The organism is Adlercreutzia murintestinalis, assembly GCF_943192905.1.
GTDB lineage: Bacteria > Actinomycetota > Coriobacteriia > Coriobacteriales > Eggerthellaceae > Adlercreutzia_A > Adlercreutzia_A murintestinalis.
Genome location: NZ_CALPCC010000012.1, coordinates 12023 through 31176, shown reverse-complemented (window position 1 = coordinate 31176; position 19154 = coordinate 12023). Strand labels below are relative to the sequence as shown.

At 60.5% G+C, this 19154-nt stretch carries 19 protein-coding genes and 4 tRNA genes; 22 read left to right on the top strand and 1 reads right to left on the bottom strand.

Annotation, left to right across the window (positions count from 1 at the left end; translation table 11 throughout):
* Window positions 1-101: 101 nt before the first annotated feature.
* The 16 genes from NFR19_RS05375 (at window position 102) to NFR19_RS05300 (ending at window position 13549) form a co-directional block, all read left to right on the top strand.
* Window positions 102-1733, top strand: a complete 1632-nt coding sequence (locus NFR19_RS05375; protein WP_251212762.1) for a sodium/proline symporter — start codon at window positions 102-104, stop codon at window positions 1731-1733.
* Window positions 1734-1837: 104 nt separating this feature from the next.
* Entirely contained in the window at window positions 1838-2923 is a 1086-nt protein-coding gene (locus tag NFR19_RS05370) for a coiled-coil domain-containing protein (protein ID WP_251212761.1), read from the top strand.
* Window positions 2924-3133: 210 nt separating this feature from the next.
* Window positions 3134-4243 carry a coiled-coil domain-containing protein gene (locus tag NFR19_RS05365; RefSeq protein ID WP_251212760.1) on the top strand — a complete coding sequence of 370 codons (1110 nt, stop codon included), beginning with the start codon at window positions 3134-3136 and terminating at the stop codon, window positions 4241-4243.
* A gap of 408 nt (window positions 4244-4651) precedes the next feature.
* Window positions 4652-4736, top strand: a tRNA-Tyr gene (locus NFR19_RS05360).
* A gap of 135 nt (window positions 4737-4871) precedes the next feature.
* A tRNA-Thr gene (locus NFR19_RS05355) sits at window positions 4872-4947 on the top strand.
* 3 nt (window positions 4948-4950) lie between these two features.
* Window positions 4951-5027, top strand: a tRNA-Met gene (locus NFR19_RS05350).
* 69 nt (window positions 5028-5096) lie between these two features.
* Window positions 5097-6299: an elongation factor Tu gene (gene tuf, locus NFR19_RS05345; protein WP_251212759.1), complete on the top strand. Its 1203-nt coding sequence runs from the start codon at window positions 5097-5099 to the stop codon at window positions 6297-6299.
* A 111-nt stretch (window positions 6300-6410) separates the two neighbouring features.
* A complete protein-coding gene (rpmG, locus tag NFR19_RS05340) occupies window positions 6411-6560 on the top strand; it encodes a 50S ribosomal protein L33 (protein WP_251212758.1) in 150 nt (49 codons plus the stop codon).
* 28 nt (window positions 6561-6588) lie between these two features.
* Window positions 6589-6665, top strand: a tRNA-Trp gene (locus NFR19_RS05335).
* A gap of 105 nt (window positions 6666-6770) precedes the next feature.
* The gene (gene secE / locus NFR19_RS05330) at window positions 6771-7469 is read left to right on the top strand and encodes a preprotein translocase subunit SecE (protein WP_251212757.1); all 699 of its coding nucleotides are present in this window, start codon (window positions 6771-6773) and stop codon (window positions 7467-7469) included.
* A 3-nt stretch (window positions 7470-7472) separates the two neighbouring features.
* Window positions 7473-8003, top strand: a complete 531-nt coding sequence (nusG, locus tag NFR19_RS05325) for a transcription termination/antitermination protein NusG (protein WP_251212756.1) — start codon at window positions 7473-7475, stop codon at window positions 8001-8003.
* A 97-nt stretch (window positions 8004-8100) separates the two neighbouring features.
* The gene (gene rplK / locus NFR19_RS05320; RefSeq protein ID WP_251212755.1) at window positions 8101-8619 is read left to right on the top strand and encodes a 50S ribosomal protein L11; all 519 of its coding nucleotides are present in this window, start codon (window positions 8101-8103) and stop codon (window positions 8617-8619) included.
* 166 nt (window positions 8620-8785) lie between these two features.
* Window positions 8786-9496 (top strand): 50S ribosomal protein L1, encoded by a 711-nt coding sequence (gene rplA / locus NFR19_RS05315; protein WP_251212754.1) that lies wholly within the window; start codon window positions 8786-8788, stop codon window positions 9494-9496.
* A gap of 98 nt (window positions 9497-9594) precedes the next feature.
* A complete protein-coding gene (locus NFR19_RS05310) occupies window positions 9595-10719 on the top strand; it encodes an NYN domain-containing protein (protein WP_251212753.1) in 1125 nt (374 codons plus the stop codon).
* Window positions 10720-10748: 29 nt separating this feature from the next.
* Window positions 10749-12794 (top strand): Na+/H+ antiporter, encoded by a 2046-nt coding sequence (locus NFR19_RS05305; RefSeq protein ID WP_251212752.1) that lies wholly within the window; start codon window positions 10749-10751, stop codon window positions 12792-12794.
* Window positions 12791-13549 carry a class I SAM-dependent methyltransferase gene (locus NFR19_RS05300; protein WP_251212751.1) on the top strand — a complete coding sequence of 253 codons (759 nt, stop codon included), beginning with the start codon at window positions 12791-12793 and terminating at the stop codon, window positions 13547-13549. Before NFR19_RS05305 ends, NFR19_RS05300 begins: the two co-directional genes overlap by 4 nt.
* Here the strand turns inward: NFR19_RS05300 and NFR19_RS05295 are convergent.
* Window positions 13521-14429, bottom strand: coding sequence for a DUF3320 domain-containing protein (locus NFR19_RS05295; RefSeq protein WP_251212750.1), 909 nt, complete (start codon window positions 14427-14429; stop codon window positions 13521-13523). The two genes, NFR19_RS05300 and NFR19_RS05295, sit on opposite strands and share 29 nt — an antisense overlap.
* Window positions 14430-14711: 282 nt before the next feature.
* Between NFR19_RS05295 and NFR19_RS05290 the strand changes: the two genes are divergently transcribed.
* Genes NFR19_RS05290 through NFR19_RS05265 form a run of 6 tightly spaced genes read left to right on the top strand, consistent with a single transcriptional unit; the run spans window position 14712 to window position 19069 of the window.
* Window positions 14712-15851: a SurA N-terminal domain-containing protein gene (locus NFR19_RS05290; RefSeq protein WP_251212749.1), complete on the top strand. Its 1140-nt coding sequence runs from the start codon at window positions 14712-14714 to the stop codon at window positions 15849-15851.
* 18 nt (window positions 15852-15869) lie between these two features.
* Window positions 15870-17228 carry an amidohydrolase family protein gene (locus NFR19_RS05285; protein ID WP_251212748.1) on the top strand — a complete coding sequence of 453 codons (1359 nt, stop codon included), beginning with the start codon at window positions 15870-15872 and terminating at the stop codon, window positions 17226-17228.
* Window position 17229: 1 nt separating this feature from the next.
* Window positions 17230-17427: a CASC3 protein CASC3 gene (locus tag NFR19_RS05280; protein ID WP_251212747.1), complete on the top strand. Its 198-nt coding sequence runs from the start codon at window positions 17230-17232 to the stop codon at window positions 17425-17427.
* 9 nt (window positions 17428-17436) lie between these two features.
* On the top strand, window positions 17437-17931 hold the full coding sequence (locus tag NFR19_RS05275; protein WP_251212746.1) for a twin-arginine translocase TatA/TatE family subunit: 495 nt from the start codon (window positions 17437-17439) through the stop codon (window positions 17929-17931).
* A complete protein-coding gene (gene tatC, locus NFR19_RS05270) occupies window positions 17931-18716 on the top strand; it encodes a twin-arginine translocase subunit TatC (RefSeq protein ID WP_251212745.1) in 786 nt (261 codons plus the stop codon). The genes NFR19_RS05275 and tatC overlap by 1 nt, the downstream gene beginning before the upstream one ends.
* The gene (locus NFR19_RS05265; protein WP_251212744.1) at window positions 18716-19069 is read left to right on the top strand and encodes a hydrogenase maturation nickel metallochaperone HypA/HybF; all 354 of its coding nucleotides are present in this window, start codon (window positions 18716-18718) and stop codon (window positions 19067-19069) included. Before tatC ends, NFR19_RS05265 begins: the two co-directional genes overlap by 1 nt.
* The last annotated feature ends 85 nt before the right edge of the window (window positions 19070-19154 follow it).

Genomic DNA, 19154 nt, shown 5'->3' with positions numbered 1-19154 from the left:
ATGCGTTGGCCGATAGGCTCGTTGCGCTTTACTCGGATAAAGTATAATCGCGAAGGCCGCGCTTGAGCGGCATTCCAGCAATAAAGAAGGAAAGAAACAAGATGAACACAGGGGATTTCTGGGTATTATTCGCGATGCTGCTCTACTTCATCGTAGTGCTCACCATTGGCTTCGTGTACGCGAAGCGCTCGAACTCGTCCACGTCCGAATACTTCATCGGCGGTCGCAAAGTGGGGCCGTGGCTGACGGCGCTCTCGGCGGAGGCGTCCGATATGTCGGGCTATCTGCTCATGGGTCTGCCGGGCTTGGCGTATTTCACCGGCGCTTCCGATGCGGGTTGGACCGCAGTCGGTCTGGCCATCGGCACCTATCTCAACTGGAAGCTGGTTGCGCGCCGTCTGCGTCGCTATTCGGTGGTGGCGGGCAACGCCATCACGCTGCCAGGGTTTTACTCCAACCGCTTCCATGACACGAAGAACATCGTATCCACGGTGGCAGCGCTCATCATCTTGGTGTTCTTCTGCGTGTACGTCGGCAGCTGCTTCGTCACGTGCGGCAAGCTGTTCAACACGCTGTTCGGGCTCGACTACCTGCCCATGATGTGCCTGGGCGCCATCATCGTGTTTCTCTACACGCTCATCGGCGGATACCTCTCCGTGGTAGCCACCGACTTCGTGCAGGGCTGCCTCATGTTCTTCGCGCTGATCGTCGTGTTGGTGGGCTCTATCGCCATGGGCGGCGGCGTGGAGAACGTCGCAGCGTTCCTCCAGAATATCCCCGGGTTCCTCTCAGGCGTGGAGATCGCCGTGCCCGTGCTTGGCGAAGATGGCCTTCAGATCATGAACGACAACGCACCGGTCTTCGATATGCCGGCCGAGTATGGGCTGCTCTCCATCATCTCCATGCTGGCATGGGGCTTGGGGTATTTCGGCATGCCGCAGGTGCTGGTGCGCTTCTTGGGCATCCGCAGCGCCGACGAGATCAAGCGCAGCCGCGTCATCGCGGTCACGTGGGTGGTGGTGTCGCTGTTCTGCGCCATCTGCATCGGCTTGGTGGGTCGCGCGGTCATCCCCACGGCGTTCGCTACCAACAGCGCGGCAGAGAACGTGTTCATCGTGTTGTCTCAGATCATGCTGCCTTCGTTCATGTGCGGCGTGGTGGTCTCCGGCATTCTGGCCGCCAGCATGTCCTCGTCGAGCAGCTATCTCTTGATCGCGGGTTCAAGCGTTGCCGAGAACATCTTCCGCGGCGTCATCAAGAAGGATGCTACCGACGCGCAAGTCATGATCGTGGCGCGCATCACGCTGATCGTGGTGTTCCTGCTGGGCATCTTCGTTGCCGCTGACGAGAATTCGGTCATCTTCTTCGTGGTGAGCTACGCCTGGGCGGGCCTCGGTGCCAGCTTCGGGCCGCTCACGTTGTGCAGTCTGTACTGGCGCCGCCTCACCAAGCAAGGCGCCATCGCCGGTATGCTGGCGGGCACCGTGAGCGTGCTGGTGTGGCATAACTTCCTCACGCCTCTCGGTGGCATCTTCGGCATCTACGAACTGCTGCCAGCGTTCTTGATCAGCCTGCTGTGCATCGTGGTGGTATCGCTGTTGACGCCTGAGCCGCCCGCAGAGGTGCTCTACGAGTTCGATCACTATATGGATGACGACCCAGCGCTCGAAGAGCAGGCGGCGCAGACTTCGGTGGCGGTCGAGAAGGCTGCGGCCGAGGCAGTAGGGGAGTAGGGCGCGGCTCGCGTGGCCCGGTTGCCATTTTTGCGCAGCGTGCTATCATAGTGCGAATGTTTGCCGAACACACAACTTGCTCGAAGGAGGAGGAACCTCAACTTATGAGCGAGCATACCATCGCACTCAGCAGACGCGCCTTCGTGGGTACCGCTGCCATGGCAGGTGCCGCGTGCCTGATCTCAGCCGATCCGCTTCCTGCTCTTGCCGCCCCGTCCGACCAGAAGAAGGCCGAGGCGCAAGCAGCGCTCGATAGTCTCAATTCCATGCAGGACAAGCTGGAAGTAGCTACGAACGAATACTACAACGCATTAGACGCGCAGGAAGAGGCTGAAGGCCGCGTTGACGAAGCGCAGAACCGCATCGATGAGGCAACCGAACAGATCGGTGGCCTGCAAGAGCAGCTGGGCGTGCGCGCGCGCAGCATGTATCGCACCGGTTCATCCACGTTCATCGACCTGCTCTTGGGCGCTACCACGTTCCAGGCGTTCACCACCAACTGGGGTGTGCTGAACAACATGAACGAGAGCGACGCTGAGATGGTCCAGCAGACCAAGGACCTCAAGGCGGAAGTGGAAGAGCAGAAGGTCGTGCTGGAAGAGCAGCAGGCAGCAGCCGAAGCAGCAGCGCAGCAGGCCGAGACCAAGAAGAACGAGGCGGAATCGGTAGTTGCGCAGCAGCAGGCCGTCTACGATTCCCTCTCTGCTGAGGTTGAGCAACTTCTGGCTGAAGAAGAGGCTGCTCGCGAAGCCGCTCAGGCGGCAGCCGCGCAGGCTGCTATTTCCTCGGGTACCACCAGTGGTGGTGGCACGAGCGGCGGTGGAAGCAGCAAGCCTTCCTATAACGATAGCAAGGTGCCTACCGCTGGCTACGACGCGGTGAGCCGCGCGCAGGGCTGCTTGGGCATTCCGTACGAGTACGGCGCCGCTGGTCCTCATACGTTCGACTGCTCGGGTCTGGTGAGCTATTGCTTGACGGGCAGCTTCGGGCGCCGTTGGTCAACGGCTGACTACATCAGCTGGCCGCGCGTGTCCAACCCGCAGCCTGGCGATGTGTGCGTGGTGCACAACAACTCGCGTCAGCATTGCGGCATTTATGTGGGCGGTGGCCAGATGATCCACGCTCCCCGCACGGGCGATGTGGTTCGTTATGGTGGTGTTACCTCCGATATGGTGTACGTGCGCTACTAGAGCAACAACATAGAGTGTAGGCAAGGCCCATCGCACGTGCGGTGGGCTTTTTTCATGCCCGTACACGGGGTGAACGTTCGATGCAGAAGTTATGCGCAGCGGTTGGAGAAGTTGTGGAGCGCACGTCTCGCGCGTTGCTGCAATGATACTATCGTCGCTCATTTGTTTGCACAACGACACGATTGCTCGATCGAGGAGGGCTACCAACTTATGAGCGAGCAGACCAACGCACTCAGCAGACGCGCTTTCGTAGGCACCGCCCTGGCCGCAGGCGCTGCCACCTGCCTTGTAGGGGCAGATCCGCTCGATGCCTTCGCCGTTACCTCGGCGCAGAAGAAGATCGAAGCGCAAACGGCGCTCGATAATCTCAACTCCATGCAAGAGAAGCTGGATGTGGCATCTGACGAGTATTACACCGCGCTCGAGACGCAGCAGCAAGCCGAAGAGCGGGTGGCTGAAGCTGAGAATCGCATCGCTGAGGTCAACGAGCAGATCAGCGGACTGCAAGAGCAGCTCAGCACGCGTGCGCGCAGCATGTACCGCACCGGTTCGTCCACGTTCATCGACCTGTTGCTCGGCGCGACCAGTTTCCAGGCATTCACCACCAACTGGGACGTGCTGAACAACATGAATGAGAACGATTCGGCCATGGTTCAGCAGACCAAGGACTTGAAGGCCGAAGTGGAAGCCGAGAAGGCCGTGCTGGAAGAGCAGGAGCAGGCTGCCAAGGAGGCAGCCGAACAGGCAGCGGCCACCAAGGCCGAGGCTGAGACGCTCGTCAACCAGTATCAGAGCCTCTACGACTCCTTGAATGCCGAAGTGCAGGAGCTCATGCGCCAAGAGGAAGAGGCGCGCGAGCGCGCGGCGGCAGCAGCGGCGGCAGCAGCGGTACGCCAGCAGCAGTCGACCGGTCATTACGGCGGCGGCAGCAGCAGCGGCGGCAGCAGCGGCGGCGGAAACTATAACAACAACGCCGTGCAGGCGGGTAGTGTCAGCGGTGCGGTCGCGCGTGCATACGAGCATCTGGGCAAGCCCTATGTGTGGGGCGCTGGCGGCCCGAATGCGTTCGACTGCTCGGGTTTGGTCAGCTACTGTCTGACCGGACAGTACGGGCGCGTTATCTCGAGCACCTATGCGATGGTAGGGTCTCGCTTCCCGGTGGTATCCGATCCGCAGCCGGGCGATATCTGCTGGAAGAGCAGCCACGTGGGTCTGTATGTGGGCAACGGCCAGATGATCGATGCTCGCGGTTCGCGCTATGGCGTGGTGGGTCCGCGCGCGGTGGATTCTGGCATGGTCTTCAAGCGCTACACGGGGTAGCGCGCACTGCGCCATGAAGGTGCATAGTATCTGATGCGTTCCGAAAGCCCGCCCTGCTGCATGCTCGGCGGGCTTTTTCATGCCTGGTCCAGGTGCTTGAGTTCGCACCTTCCGTAGTCGCGCGTTGGCGATCAGAAACCAACGAGAAAGCGATCAGCAAGGACGTGGTCGTAGGCATTCGGTTTGCGATCGGGCCGATTTTGTAGAGAAAAGATGCAACCGCCGATATGGATACGCCCCGACCCGTGTTATTGCTTGACACTCGTACTTTGCTCACGTATTATTCATTCGCTTGCTAAGTCCCACCGGGGGCTTTTGTCGAGCGGCAGCTTGAAAATTACACATGAATTTTCATTTGCTATTTTGAATAGCACGGCAGCCAGAGGGCATGCTGTGCAGGTTCAGAATGGGCGTGTGCCCGAGTGGTTAAAGGGGACGGGCTGTAAACCCGTTGGCTCTGCCTACCTAGGTTCGAATCCTAGCGCGCCCACCATTTTTTTTGAGCCATTCAGATGCGTATGATGCAAGGAAGGGCAGAGCGGATGCGAGGGAGCGACCTTGCGGTCGTGACCGAACAGACGACGAAAGCCCTGACGCAGCAGCAGACGTAGATGGATGCGATCAAATCGCCTGTGTAGCTCAGTCGGTAGAGCACTTCGTTGGTAACGAAGAGGTCACCGGTTCAAGTCCGGTCGCAGGCTCCATTCGGCGGTGTAGCTCAGTTGGTCAGAGCACACGGTTCATACCCGTGGCGTCACTGGTTCAAATCCAGTCACCGCTACCAGAGAAAATCCGCGTCCCGCAAGGGGCGCGTTCGTATGAAAGACAGATTTTTCCACAAGGAGGGAAATACATGTCCAAGGAAAAGTTTGAGCGTTCCAAGCCGCATGTGAACATCGGCACCATCGGTCATGTTGACCATGGCAAGACCACGCTGACCGCGGCCATCTCCAAGACGCTCTCCAGTAACGACGGCAGCCATGGCACTGCCAGTGCTGACTTCACCGCCTTTGAGGACATCGACAAGGCACCCGAAGAGCGCGAGCGCGGCATCACGATCTCCATCGCTCACATCGAGTATGAGACCGACACCCGCCACTACGCTCACGTTGACTGCCCCGGCCATGCTGACTATGTCAAGAACATGATCACCGGTGCTGCTCAGATGGACGGCGCTATCCTGGTTATCGCTGCTACCGACGGCCCGATGGCTCAGACTCGTGAGCACATCCTGCTGGCCCGTCAGGTGGGCGTGCCCTACATCGTGGTCTTCCTGAACAAGTGCGACATGGTCGACGATGAAGAGCTCATCGAGCTGGTTGAGATGGAAGTTCGCGAGCTGCTGGACTCCTACGAGTTCCCGGGCGACGACACCCCGATCATCCGCGGCTCTGCTCTGAAGGCTCTGGAGGGCGACGCTTCCTACCAGGACAAGATCTGGGAGCTGATGGACGCGGTGGATTCCTACATCCCCACCCCCGAGCGCGACGTGGACAAGCCGTTCCTGATGGCAGTCGAGGACACCATGACCATCACCGGCCGTGGCACCGTTGCCACCGGTCGTGTGGAGCGCGGTGTGCTGCACATGAACGACCCGGTCGAGATCGTCGGCATCAAGGAGACCCAGGAAACGGTCTGCACCGGCATCGAGATGTTCCGCAAGCTGCTTGACGAGGCTCAGGCTGGCGACAACATCGGCGTTCTGCTGCGCGGCATCAAGCGCGAGGACATCGAGCGTGGCCAGGTTCTTTGCAAGCCGGGCAGCGTGACCCCGCACACCGAGTTCGAGGGCCAGGTGTACATCCTGACCAAGGACGAGGGCGGCCGCCACACCCCGTTCTTCGATGGCTATCGTCCGCAGTTCTACTTCCGCACCACCGACATCACCGGTGTGGCCCATCTGCCCGAGGGCACCGAGATGGTCATGCCTGGCGACAACGTCACCATCACCGGCGAGCTGATCCACCCGGTGGCTATGGAAGAGGGCCTGAAGTTCGCTATCCGCGAGGGTGGTCGCACCGTTGGCTCTGGCCGCGTTACGAAGATCATCAAGTAGCAACGCTGTACACGATCAGGGGTCGCCGTCGAAGGAAGGCGGCCCCTGTGTCACCGCAATTCATGTGTATGATCGCAAGCTTGCGATACAATTTGCGTAAAAGGAGTATTCATGCGAACGTTGGTCACCATGGCGTGCACGGATTGCAAGCGCCGTAACTACACGACCACGAAGAACAAGCAGAATAATCCCGAGCGCCTTGAGTTCAAGAAGTACTGCAAATGGTGCCAGCACCATACGGTACATCGCGAGACTCGCTAGGCATCAGGATTTTTTGTAGACAGGCAATAGGCCAGTAGCTCCAATTGGTAGAGCGGCGGTCTCCAAAACCGCATGTTGGGGGTTCGAGTCCCTCCTGGCCTGCCAGCTTGCATCACGAGCAGCCCCGGGCTGCTTGTTTGGCGTTATAAGAAGGCTCGGACACGCGGTTCCGAGCGCTCCGGCGATAAGAGAAGCGTAGCAGAGGAACACATGGCTAAGAGATCGAAGACCCAGAAGGCAAAGGCATCTGCCGCTCGCCAGGCCCGCAAGGCCGACCGCGAGTTGGAAGCGGTCGAGGCAGAGGAATCATCGGCGAGCACGACCGATGCTGCTGGCGACGCTGAGGCGGAAAAGAAGAGCGGCCTTCTGAAGAAGACCAAAGAGGATGCCCCTGCGAAGGCCGAGGCAAAAGGTTCTGATGCTAAGAAGTCGGAGAAAGCGAAGCCGAAGAAGAAGCGCTTCCAGTTCCTTCGCGATGTGAAGGGCGAGCTCAAGCGCGTCACCTGGCCTTCCAAGAAGGACGTGGGCCAGTGGACGGGCGTTGTGGTGGCGGCATTGCTGTTCTTCGGCATCTATGTTGCCATTCTTGACAACTTCATCATCACCCCGGCTCTCATTGGCGTTTCGAGCATCGAAGTGGAGCAACCTGCTGCTGAGACCGAGAGCGCGGACACCGACGGCAATGTCGGCCTTCAAACCACCGACTCCAGCACGGATGGCACGGTTGCCGATGACGCAACCACATCTGAGGAACCGGTCACCGATGATGCCGCGACAGCCGATGCGGCTCTGGTCGATGGCGGCGCTGATGCTGCCGCTGACACGGCGGCTGATGCAACCGATACTGCCCAAGCCGATACCGCCTCTTCCGAGGGAGATGCGGGTGCTGAAAACGGTTCGGAGGGGTAGAGCATGGCGAAGAAATGGTACGTCCTTCACACCTATTCCGGATATGAGAACAAGGTGAAGAGCAATCTTGAGACCCGCATCGAGACGATGGGTCTTGAGAACAACGTCTTCAAGATCGAGATCCCGACGGAGCGCGTTGCTGAGATTCGCGACGGGGGTCGTCGTAAGGAGACGGAGAAGAAGGTTTTCCCCGGGTATGTCCTGGTGAAGATGGAGATGGATGACCGCAGTTGGGCGGCCGTTCGCAATACGCCGGGCGTAACCGGGTTCGTGGGAAGCCAAGGCAATCCCAGCCCGCTCACGCGCGACGAGTACAACAAGATCATGAAGCGCACGTCTATCGAGACCCCGAAGCGCACGTCGACGACGCTGGAAGAAGGCCAGTCGGTGCACGTGACCGATGGTCCGCTGAAGGACTTCGATGGCATCGTCGCCGAGGTGATGCCGGATGCGGGCAAGGTCCGCGTGATGGTGTCCATCTTCGGACGCGAAACGCCGGTGGAGCTCACGTTCGATCAGGTGGCGCGCATTTAAGATGAATATCCCGCGCAGCCGTGCCCTCGTGGACAGGGGCTTCTCGCGGCCGCGCATGCTATAGAGGTAAGACGAACCAACAACGTAAGGAAACAAGATGGCTGACAAGAAAGCAACAGGCTTCATCAAGCTTCAGATCCCGGCAGGTCAAGCGAATCCAGCACCTCCGGTCGGTCCGGCACTGGGCGCACAGGGTGTCAACATCATGCAGTTCTGCCAAGCGTTCAACGCGCAGACGCAGGACCAGGCGGGCACCATCATCCCCGTCGAGATCACCGTGTACGAGGACAAGTCGTTCACGTTCATCTGCAAGACGCCGCCGGCTGCGGTGCTCATCAAAGAGAAGCTGGGCATCCAGAGCGGCGCGGGCATTCCGCAGCTTCAAAACGTTGGCACGCTGACCGATGCGCAGCTGACCGAGATCGCCGAGATCAAGATGCCCGACCTGAACGCCAACGACATCGACGCGGCGAAAGAGATCATCGCGGGCACGGCGCGCTCCATGGGCGTGCGCATTGAAGGCCGCGAGATGAAGAAGAAGTACGAGGTCACCCGTAAGCTGGCTGCTCTGCTCAAGGGCGAGTCGGTTGACGAGGGCGACGGCGCAGCTGCATAGCGCGCAGTGCAGAGCGCGATGGCGCAGCTTTACGGAGTAGAGCGCAGAGCGCTTCTGCAAGGATGGTGCGAAGCACCGCATACGGCAAGGTGAGGCCAGACGGCCTTGCGCATATGACAGTGGAAGGGAGTTTTTTGCTCCCGTCACGACCACGAAGGAGAGTACCATGGCGAAGAAGAGCAAGAAGTATCTAGCAGATACGGCGAAGGTTCCCGAAGGCGAGGTAGCCCCCCTTGAGGCCATGAAGGTGATCAAGGAGATCAGCAACGCCAACTTCGATGAAACGGTGACCGCCGATTTCCGTCTGGGCATTGACACGCGTCAGGCCGACCAGCAGTTGAGGGGCACTGTCAGCCTGCCCAACGGCTCTGGCAAAACGGTGCGCGTGGCTGTGTTCGCCGAGGGCGATGCTGCCAAGGCTGCCGAAGAGGCCGGTGCCGATATCGTGGGCACCGACGAGCTCACCGAGCAGATCAACCGTGGCGAGTTCAACTTCGACGCTGCGGTTGCCACGCCCGATCAGATGGGCAAGGTTGGCAAGCTGGGTAAGGTGCTGGGCCCCCGTGGTCTGATGCCTAACCCCAAGCTGGGCACGGTCACCACCGATGTTGCCAAGGCCATCAACGAACTCAAGGGCGGCCGTGTGGAGTATCGCGCTGACCGTTTCGGCATCGTGCATGTGGTGCTGGGCAAGGCCAGCTTCACACCGGAGGCGCTGGCGGAGAACTACGGTGCTGTCTATGACGAGATCCTGCGCATGAAGCCTGCAGCGGCGAAGGGCAAATACGTGAAGAGCATCGCGGTGTCCTCCACTATGAGCCCGGGCGTGCGCGTTGACGCCTCGGTGCAGCGCGCGTACAGCGAAGACGCTGAGTAGCGCACCTCTACCGCATGAATTGTGAAGGCCGCCTGCGGGCGGCCTTTTGCTATCATTGAAGCGCGGCATACGCACTCAAAAACACACAAGGAGCCTGCATGGAACGAAAGCCATCGAGCGATGATAATCGCTTCGCCCTGCTGATCGACGCCGACAACGTCTCGTCGCGTTATCTGAAATCCATTCTCGATGAGTTGTCGAAATACGGCACGGTGACCGTCAAGCGCATCTATGGTGACTGGACGCTGACGCTCCATTCCAAATGGAAGGATGCGCTGCTGGAGAACTCGCTGACGCCCATTCAGCAGTTCGGTTACACCCAAGGCAAGAATGCCACCGATTCGGCCATGATCATCGATGCGATGGACCTGCTCTACGGGGGCAACCTGGATGGCTTCTGCATCGTGTCGAGCGATTCCGACTTCACGCGCCTCGCTAGTCGGCTGCGAGAGAGCGGCATGTATGTGATCGGCATGGGGGAGAAGAAGACCCCGGTGCCCTTCCGCCGCGCGTGCGACGTGTTCACCAATCTAGAACTTCTCGCGGGCAACCGCGCGAAGAACGGTGGCGCCATGCGCAAGCAGGATGTTGAGCAGGCGGTGGTGGATATCATCACCGAGAACCTGAACAACGGCAAGGCGACCGGGCTCGGCGAGGTGGGCAGCCGCATGCTCAAGCGCTACCCCGATTTCGACGTGCGCAATTACGGCACCAATCTGCTGAGCAAGCTGCTTGACGAGTTCGAGCGCGTGAAGATCACCAAGGACCACAGCAACGTCACCGTTGAGCTGGTGGAGAGCGTTGATCATGCTGAGGGAGGCCGGGAAGGCGCCGATGAAGATGCTGCCGCAAGCGGCGAGGGCGGTCGTAAGCGAAGCAGACGCCGCCGAAGTCGCAAGGTTGCAGCAGGGTCCGATGAGGCATCTGATCAGCACGAGGATGCGGCGAAGGCCGAGCGCAGAGCGGAAGAGAAGCCCTCTGCTCCCTCACCGCGCAAGCAGCAAGCGGGCGAGACGCCGCAAAGCTACATCTACGCACTGGTGCGCGATGCGGGCGCTGACGGTATCGCCATGCAGCGCATCAGCGATGCCGTGCGCGAGCGATTCAAAGACTTCAAGGTGCGCGATCTGGGGTTCGCGCAAATGCGCCAATATGTTGCGAGCATCGGTGATTTCGAGATGACCAAGGAAGGCCGCCAGACGAACGTCCGCCTCGCGCAGTAGCGCAGCGATCGGGAAGGGAGCAGTGCCAGATGGAGACGCTGACGCTCGTACTATTCCTCACGCTGGGCGTGCTGCTGTCTGCGGTCATCGACCAGATCGTACCGCGGGTCAGCTTGCCGCTGATCCAGATCGGCCTGGGCGTTGTCATCGCCATCTTCGCCAGTTCGACCATCACCGTTGAGTTGGAACCCGATCTCTTCCTCGTGCTGTTCATCGCACCTCTGCTCTACATCGAGGCGAAGAACGCGGACCGATTAGCGCTTTGGATCAACAAAGGGCCCATTCTGGCGCTGGCCATCGGGCTGGTGGTGGTCACGGCGGTCATCATCGGCATCGCGCTGCACAGCCTGGTGCCCTCCATATCGGTGGCCGCGGCGCTCGCGCTGGGAGCGGCTCTGGGACCCACCGACGCCGTTGCGGTGACCTCGCTTTCCAAGCAGATATCCATCCCCGAGCGGCAATGGGGCATCCTTCGCGGGGAATTGCTGCTCAACGATGCTTCAGGCATCGTGATGTTCCAGTTCGCGCTCGGCGCTGCGGTCACGGGCACCTTTAATGTAGCCGAGGCGGGCATCGATTTTTTGATCGAGTTCTTCGGCGGCTTGGTGGCGGGCGCCGTGTTGGGATACGCCTTCAATCTGATCCTGCGCAAGATACGCGACCTGGGCGTTGAGAATGCCACCTTCCACGTGCTCTATGAGCTGTGCGTGCCGTTCATCGTGTACCTGCTCGCGCAGGCGCTCCATGTTTCTGGCATCATCGCGGTGGTGGTAGCCGGGCTGCTCAACGTGGTGGCGCCGCGCACGTCAAGCCCGTCCATCGCGCGCATGAACATCGTATCGAGCAATGTGTGGCAGGTGCTCTCCTTCGCGCTGAACGGGATCGTGTTCATCCTGCTGGGCACCCAGCTACCTGCGAGCATGCGATACGCCTGGTCGGATCAAACCGTCAGCAATTTCACCCTGATCGGGTACATCTTCCTGATCACGGGCATTCTGGTAGGCGTGCGCTTCATCTGGTGCCTGTGCATGGAATGGTGGCACGCGCGCCATCCGGGGCACAACGGCGGCGAGAAGAAGCAGTTCGGCTCCCAAAGTGTGCGCGATGCGCTGATCGTCACGCTGTGTGGCGCGAAGGGCACCATCACGCTGTCCATCCTCTTCACCATTCCCATCTTCATGGCAACCGGACAGCGCTTTCCCGAGCGCAACCTGATCATCTTCATCGGTTGCGGCGTCATCTTGATCACGCTCTTGCTGGCCACGTTCGTGGTGCCGCTGGTGGCGCCCAAGCGCGAGCGCAAGCAGTCCGAGATCGATGCGCGCCAGAACTACTTCGAGGTGCTCTCGGATATCCTGCGCACGGTGATAGAAGAGCTGACCGCGCAGCAGACGCGCGCGAACCGCCGCTCGACGCGAGTGGTGATCCGTGCGTACCAGGACCGCCTTGCTGCCGCGAAGGACATGAGCGACCAGGACGATGGGCCCTTCACCGAGCTGCGCCTGCAAGCGCTCACCTGGGAACAGGAGCGCACCATGACCATGATCGAGCAGGGGATCGTGGACCATGACGTAGGCTATGAGTTCCTCGGGCGCCTTGAGCGCATGGAGCGCTTGACCGAGCACCGCTCGGGGCATCGCTTCGATCTACGGCGATTCTTGAGCCACTTGCGCATTCTGCTGGTGCGCACGCGCCTTGCGCTCATTCGACAGCTTCCCGATTCGCAGCTGACCGATATGGGCGAGAAAATGCGGCGTCTTCAAGAGGATACGGCACGGTATGTGGTCGATATTCTGCGGGCTGAGATGGCGGAGGGCAACGTGGCCACCGAAGACGCCAGTAAGCTGATCATGGAATACGAGGCAAGCATCTCGGCGTTGACCAGCAGCCGCACGAGCGTGACCACCTCCATCAAGATAGCCGACGAATCGGACGATATCCGCCGCATGGCATACTATATGGAGCTCGAACAGATACAAAAGATGTACGAGGAAGAACGCATCAACCGCCAGGAGGCTCGTACGATGCGCGATAACGTATCGCTCATGATGATGGATTTGGATGACACCTTATGACAACGATCGACACGGCTACCGGCGCGGCAGCGCCTGCGGAGATATCGAGCGAGCGCGTCAAGGGCATCTTCGCGCATATCGCCCCGCGCTACGAGCGCTTCAATGCCATCAGCAGCTTCGGCGCCTACAAGCTGTGGCTGCGCACGATGGCGAAGATGGCGCCCATCAGCTCTGAGAGCCACGTTCTGGATGTGGCGGGCGGTACCGGCGAGGTCTCCTTCACCATGGCGCAGCGCAAGCGCCCGGCTTCCATCGTCTGCACCGATCTGGTGCCCGAGATGTTGGAGGTGGCGCGGGCGCATCATGCAGAAGGCCGTTCGGGCGATGTGTCCATGAGCTTTCAGGTGGCTGATGCGCACGAGCTCCCGTTCGAGGATGCTCGCTTCGACGTTGTGACGGTGGCTTACGGTATTCGCAACATGCCGAACCGTCCGCGCGCCCTTGCCGAGATGCTTCGCGTGCTGAAACCTGAAGGGCACCTGGTGTGCCTTGATTTCTCCACACCGCCCAATCCGGCATGGCGTGGGCTCTACGGTTTCTACTTGAAGCACATGATTCCGCTGTGGGGAGGCTTGATCACGGGCGACCGCGCGGGGTTCGTCTACCTAGCCGATTCCATTCGCGCGTTTCCCGACCAAGCTGGTCTGGCGCGCTTGATGCGCGAAGCGGGGTTCGTTGATGTGGAATGGCGCAACTGCACCGGCGGGGTAGCAGCGGTGCACGTGGCTAGGCGACCCGGAACGTCCCATCGGTGAAGATGCGGATGGCTCCCTCGTCGGAGGCCTGCTGAATGGCCGTGCCCAGCACCTCGCGCACGCGCGCGGTCTTGCGCTTGTAGCCGAGAAGCCGCATGGCAACTTCGATGAGCTCATCGCGCGAGAGCCGCTCGGAGCAGCTGAGCGCCTCCACGATGGCCGCTTTGAGTTCTTGGTAGCAGATCTCGGTGATCTGGCGGCTTGATTCGCCATCGGCTACGCGGAACGTATCGTACGTCTCAGGGTTTTGATCGCCGCGCCAGACGAAGGTGGCATCGTTGAATTCGGTCTGCTTCGCGTTGATGTTGCGCCCGAACAGCCAATCGTTGTGCGCCTGGATGTCGCGCCCGCTGCGCTTGATGCCGAAGCTGGCGCGCACGGTGTTGAACAGGCGCTGCTTTTCCACCGGCGCTTCCGCATCGATGACGCGGCGCATGCGGTCGGTGATGGCGTCTTGGTAGGAGCTGCGCTGGTAATCGTCCGAATCGATGGGCGTGTAGGGCAGATCGGCAACGCGGTAGGGCTTGCCAGCATCGGAAGAGCAGTTGAGCGCGCTTCCGGATGCGACCGGTTGGCGTGCGCTCACGCTCGGGGCGGTCTCTGATGCAGCGGCACCGGCCGCTTCGCAGTTGGCGGCGGCTGCGTTCTCTTTCATGCGCTGGATGGTGGCCTGCGCCTCTTCAAGGGCTGCGCTCGCTTCGCGGGCGCGCTCGCGCTCCTTGTTGTAGCCGTCAGACAGCGCGCGATAGCGCTCGGCGGTCATCACGACGAACCGCTCGGCGCCACCCATGGTGACCACGATCTTGCCAGCGCCCTCTTCAACCAGCTCAAGCAGTTCTGCTACATCTTCCAACTCTGCTACTTCAAATCGATCAGCCACAGGTGCTCCTTTGCCGTACGCGGTACGCGTTCATGGTACTGAGCATGCAACTCTTGCGTCAACATGGTTGCGTCGAATCTGGCCCCTCATAACAGGAAGACCACAAGAGAGAACGGGAAGAGCGCAAGAGAACTGCCCGGCGAACCTGCGGGCGCGCTGCCGCTGGGCAGGATGTAGTTCTCCTGTTCAGCCGCGCGTGCTCGTGCGGTGCATGTATAATGAGCGGATGTGCATTCGCGAGAGTATCTCGCTTTGGCGATATGGTGAATAGAGAGGTATCGGATGAAGAAGACCAAGTTCGTCGTGTGCGCCACCCTGGCCGCATCACTGTCCCTGTTCGCGCTGAGCGGTTGCCAGCAGCAAGAGACTCAGATCGAGGCGCCCAGCGACACCGTGCGGGCTGTCTATGATGTCTATGACACTTCCGAGGGCGTGGCTGCCACAGTGAACGGCGTTGAGCTGGGAGAGAAGGCAGTGACGGCCTACGTTGATTCCCGACGCGAGGCATTCGGCATGACCGACGACGAGTCGTGGAAGTCGTATCTAGAGCAGAGCCAGATCACTCCCGAAGAGCTGCGCAACCAGATCATCGATCAATACGTGAGCAACGAAGAGATCCGTCAGGCTGCCGCTGCCAACGGTATCGAGGTGACCGATGAAGAGGTGGACAAAGCCGTTGCCGACCTGAAAGAGCAGTACGGCAACGAGTCATCGTGGCGCATCTACTTGAAGCAGACCGGCCAGACCGAATACGACGTGCGCGAGTCGCAGCGCATCAGCCTGTTGAATCGCAAGCTGTATTACCTTGCCACCGGCAGCAGCGAACTGGAGGATCTGGTGAATCAGATCACGTCGCAGATGCTGAGTTCGGCGGCCACCTCTGACGAGCTGACGGCGTTGCAGGAAGAGCAGCAGGCGCTTCCTGAGGATGCCAGTCAAGAGCAGAAAGACGAGCTGCAGGCCAAAATAGATGCAGCGCAGACCGAGGCCCAGGACAACCTCAAGAGCGCGCAGGAGCTGGTCGACCTGATCGATGCGGGCATCGCCAAGATGAAAGAGGCCATGGGCGCAGAGATCTACGAGGCTACCGATGAAGAGGTGCTGGCGTTCATCCAGCAGACCGACGAGAGCTTAGCGCAGCTTGATTCGCTGGAGGGCATCCCGGCGACCATCGTGTCGTATGTGCGCTCGCAGATCACCAGCGAGAACAAGACGAAGGCGTATCAGGAGTTCATGGCTGACTATCTTGATGGTGCCACCGTGGTGGTCAACGATGCGCCAGCGGGGCTGACCTACTTCATCGAGGTGTCGCTGCCAGCTGCGGATGACGCCGCAGCGGATGACGCCGCAGCGGAGGGCGACGCAGCGGAGGGCGACGCAGGTGCGCTTGATGAGACGGACGAGGCCGTCTCGGCCGAGTAGCGGCTGCATCGCATCGTCATGATCGTTTCAGCGAAATACGTATTCCCGGTCACCAGCGAGCCGATCTTCAACGGAGCGGTGCTGGTAGAGGGAGATCGCATCGCCGATATTGGCGAGTTGGACGCATTGCGGTTGCGCTATCCCGACGAAGAGGTGGTCGACTACGGCATGGCGGCCGTCATGCCAGGGTTGATCGACCTGCATACGCGCCTCGAGAAGAGCGTGCTGCGCGGGGTGGTGGCTGACAAGCCGTTCGCGGAATGGATCCTTTCGGTGATCGACCACAGCGTGCAGCTTGAGCAGTCCGATTGGTATGACTCGGCCATTCTGGGTGGTCTTGATGCGCTCAGCTCGGGTATCACCTGTGTGGTGGATATCACGTCCACCGGTGCTGCGGGGCGCGCGGCAAGCGCTCTGGGGCTGCGCGGGGTCATCTACCGCGAAGTGGGCGCCATGGATAAGATGCGCGTTGATTACGCCATGCATTCCGCCCAGCGCGATATCGAGCAGTGGAACGAGGAATTCGGCAGCGAGCTGGTGCGCATCGGCATCGCGCCTGCCGCCATCTACGCCAACCACCCCTCGGTGTTCCAGCGTGTGACCGAAGTGGCTCAGCGCGACGATCTGCCGGTGGCTATGCGTCTGGCCGGAAGCCGCGAAGAGTACAACTTCGTCATGTACGGTTCGTCCATGTTCGCCGTGGATACCATGACCGAAGAGGCGCGCGGCTACGTTGAGATACCGCCGTGGCTGCCCTTCGGTGTGACACCGGTGCGCTATGCGCTGAATTGGGGCGCGTTCGACTCCAACAACGTGCTGCTCATCCATGCGGTGCATGTCAACGACGAGGATATCAAGAAGCTGCGCGAGTTCGACGTGGCGGTCTGCACATGTCCATCGAGCAACGCGAAGCTGGGTATGGGCGTGGCACCGCTCTCTGAGTTCATGAAGGCCGGTTTGCGCGTGGGGCTGGGCACCGATTCGCCTGCGGCCACCGAATCGACCGATATGATCGCCGAGATGCGCATGGGGCTGTTGCTGCATCGCGCTTCTGATACGCGCCGCTTCCTGAGCAGCCAAGAGGTGCTGGAGTTGGCTACCATCGGCGGCGCACGGGCGCTGCGGCAGGACGACCGCATCGGGTCGCTCGAGGTGGGCAAGCAAGCGGATATCATCGCGGTCGACTTGTCATCATCGCACCAATCGCTCGATCAGAATCCGGTGAGCGCGCTGGTGAACACGTGCACGGCAAGCGACGTCATGATGACCATGGTGGGCGGCAAGGTGCTCTACGAGAAGAACAACTGGCATGTGGGCGTAGAGGTTGCCAAGAACATCGCGCGCGTCATCGAGATACGATCGAAGTTGAAGGCATAGCATGGGTTCGGCCAAGCAGAAGATATCGAAGGCACAGCGCGAAGCGCGCATCCAGGCAGCTCGCGAGCGCGAAGCGGCCGCAGCAGCTAAGAAGGAGCGCAGCGAACGCTTGAAGAAGGCATTCACGGTGGCGGTTTGCATCATCTTGGTGCTGGCGTTGGGCATACCGACCATGGCTATCGCGGTTTTGGGAATGTAGAGGAGAGACGTGTTCGGCATCGGTGGATTCGAGTTATTCCTGATCCTTCTCTTCGGCTTTCTGGTGTTCGGGCCTGATAAGCTGCCGGAGATCGCTAAGACGGCGGGGCGCGCCATTGCCAAGTTCCGCACGGCGCAAGACGAGATGAAGTCAACGCTGAACGCGCAATCGTTCATGGACAAGGATGCTGAGGACCCGTTCAAGAATCCGCTCGAGGTGATCGAGCGGGCAGCGGGCGACGCGCAGGCCAAGACCGCCAAGGCGCAAGCGGAGGTGTCTGCGGCGACCGATAAGGCAGCCGAGAAGATATCCGAGAAATCAGCCAGCTTCGCCGAGCGCAAGGCAGCTTACGACAAGGCGCGCGCCGAGCGCAAGGCAGCCGAGGCAGCAGCGGCGCACGAGCAGGCAGCGCAAGCGGCAGCTGCCAAGGACAACCCCAAGACCGAAGTTCCAGCGAAGGCTGCGGCATGCGCAACCGACGATGCGGAAGCGGGTGATGCGTAATGCCTATCGGTCCGGCGCGGATGCCGCTGTTCGATCACCTGGGCGAGCTGCGCATGCGCTTGGTGCGCATCGTGGCGTGCTTAGGCGTTGCCATCTGCATCTTCTACTTCGCGGCTCCCGCCATGGGGCAGTTCTTGGTCATGCCCATCACGCCCTATATTCCGGTCGATCCGCAGACCGGCTGGGCCGAGATGGTGGCGCTTGACCCCTTCGAGGCGTTCGCGGTGCGCTTCGAGATAGCGCTGTTCTTCGGGGTGGTGGCCACCTCACCCATCATCTTGTGGCAGCTGTTGGCGTTTTTCCTGCCGGCGTTGAAGCCTAAGGAGCGCAAGTGGTTCGTGCCCACGTTCATCGTGGGCGTGGTGCTGTTCATCTTGGGCGTGGTGTTCTGCTATCTGGTCATTTTGAACGCGGCGTTCCAGTGGCTGACCGAACAGGCCATCGGTCTGGGTTACGTTGAGCCGCGCATGAACTCCTACATCGACATCATCATCAAGTTCGAGGTGGCCTTCGGCATTGCCTTTGAGTTGCCGCTGGTTATCTTCTACCTGGTCATCTTCGATGTGGTGCCGTACAAGAAGCTGCGGGGCAGCTGGCGCATGGTCTATATCGTGCTGATGGTGCTGTGTGCGGTGGTAACGCCGGACGCCTCGCCGGTGACCATGCTGCTGATGTTCGCCGCCATGATAGCGCTGTACGAACTGAGTCTGCTGCTCGCTCGTATCGTGTTGGCCCGTCGCATCAAGCGTCAGAATGAAGAGCTGGCCGCCGAGGAAGCTGAGTAGTGCACGAACTGGGCATCATGACGGGGGTTCTGGATGCGGCGAAGAGCGCCGCGCAGGACGCAGGCGCCGACCGGCTCCTTTCGGTGACGCTGCGCATCGGAGACATGACCGAAGCCATTGAGGATGCGCTCGTGTTCGCGTGGGAGGCGCTCATCGAGGACGACCCGTATGTGCGCGACGCCAAGCTTGACGTGATCATGGTGCATCCGAAAAGCCGCTGCCTTGAGTGCGGGGCCGAGTATCATCACGACCGGTTCAACATGTTCTGCCCGCACTGCGATAGCTTCGCCACCGAGCTGATAGAAGGTCGAGAAATGCAGATTGAGAGCATAGAAGTGGACATGTCGGAATAGGCGCGCACGCGTGTGCGTGTGGGCATGCTCGCGCGTAGGGAGGTGCGCCTACGGAGGCTGTGCGTGCGGAAGCTGCGGCTGTGCG